We start from the raw sequence: 1550 nt of genomic DNA on the forward strand, positions 1-1550 counted from the left end.
GTGGTGGCTGATGTGGAGTGGGAGCGGTTCGTTCCTGCGTTCACCAGTCGTCGTCCCAGCCCCCTGCTGACCAGCCTCCCCGGCCTCAATGGCACCGAGACCGGCTCCGCCGGTGAGAAGACGACGGGGGACGCCCGCGCCGCCCTGACCGCCCGTCTCGCGGGCCGGCCCGAGACGGAACGCCGCCGGGCTCTGCGGGAACTGGTCTGTGAGCGGGCCACCCTCGTGCTGGGTCGCACCGCAGACTCCTCCGTAGACGTCAATCGTGCCTTCCGGGACGTCGGGTTCGACTCCCTCACCGCTGTGGAACTCCGCAACCGGCTCAACGCCGAGACCGGTCTGCGACTGCCGTCCACCCTCGTCTTCGACCATCCGACACCGCGCCACCTCGCCGACCACCTGCACGACGAACTCTTCGCAGGGCCGGAAGCCGCGCCGGGTGGGTCCGCAACACCCGCCGGGTCCTACGGCAGCGACGAAGCGCGCTTCCGCAGCACCCTCGCCGCCATCCCGTTCTCCCAGTGGCAGCAGAGCGGTCTGCTCACGGCGGTGCTGACACTGGCGGAGTCCGACGCGTCCGGCACGCCCGAGGACGACGGGGACTCTGCCCACGGTGCGATCGGCGAGATGGATGTCGACGCACTCGTACAACTGGCCCTGGGCGACTCCACTTCCTGAGGCACCGCCCCACCCCCTCCTTCTCCCCGGCCGCCCGCGTACGGGCCCACGAACCAGTGGAGCTGAGCATGTCCACCTCCGAAGAGCGTGTCGTCGCCGCACTACGCGCGTCCCTGACCGAGAACGAGCGCCTGCGCCGGCACAACGACGAACTCGTGCGGACGGCGACCGAACCCATTGCCATCATCGGCATGGCCTGTCGCTTTCCCGGCGACGTCACCACCCCGGAACAGCTGTGGGAGCTGGTCGCGGCCGGCGCCGACGCCGTCACGCCCTTCCCTGCCGATCGAGGCTGGGACACGACCGGTGACGCGTCCACGGCCACCACACACCAGGGCGGATTCGTCACCACGGCCGCCGACTTCGACGCGGGCTTCTTCGGGGTGTCGCCGCGTGAGGCGTTGGCGATGGACCCCCAACAGCGCCTGATCCTGGAAACGTCCTGGGAGGCCCTGGAACACGCGGGTCTGGCTCCCACCTCCGTGCGCGGCAGCCGCACCGGCGTCTACGTCGGCTGCAGCAACCAGAACTACGGAGCCGTCTCCGGCGACGACCTGCCCGACGGCATCGGAGGCCACCTGCTCACCGGCAACGCGGCGAGTGTCGTCTCGGGGCGGGTGTCGTACGTCCTGGGGCTGGAGGGCCCCGCGGTGACGGTCGACACCGCCTGCTCGTCCTCGCTGGTGGCCCTGCATCTGGCCGTACAGGCCCTGCGAGCCGGAGAGTGCGACCTCGCCCTCGCCGGCGGCGTCACGGTCATGTCCACCCCGGACGTCTTCACCGAGTTCGCGCGTCAGGGGGGTCTGGCGGGTGACGGCCGGTGCAAGGCGTTCGCGGACGCGGCGGACGGGACGGGGTGGGGTGAGGGTGCG

Annotated in this window: 2 protein-coding genes; both read left to right on the forward strand. The window is 71.0% G+C overall.

Features of this window, described 5'->3' with window-relative positions:
* The coding region (locus AWZ10_RS55220; RefSeq protein WP_279616648.1) for an acyl carrier protein at positions 1-678 on the forward strand (678 nt) is incomplete at its 5' end.
* 68 nt (positions 679-746) lie between these two features.
* Positions 747-1550: beta-ketoacyl synthase N-terminal-like domain-containing protein (locus tag AWZ10_RS30440; RefSeq protein WP_079104487.1), on the forward strand; the 804-nt coding region annotated here is incomplete at its 3' end.

The sequence above is a fragment of the Streptomyces europaeiscabiei genome, assembly GCF_001550375.1.
Taxonomy (GTDB): Bacteria; Actinomycetota; Actinomycetes; order Streptomycetales; family Streptomycetaceae; genus Streptomyces; species Streptomyces europaeiscabiei.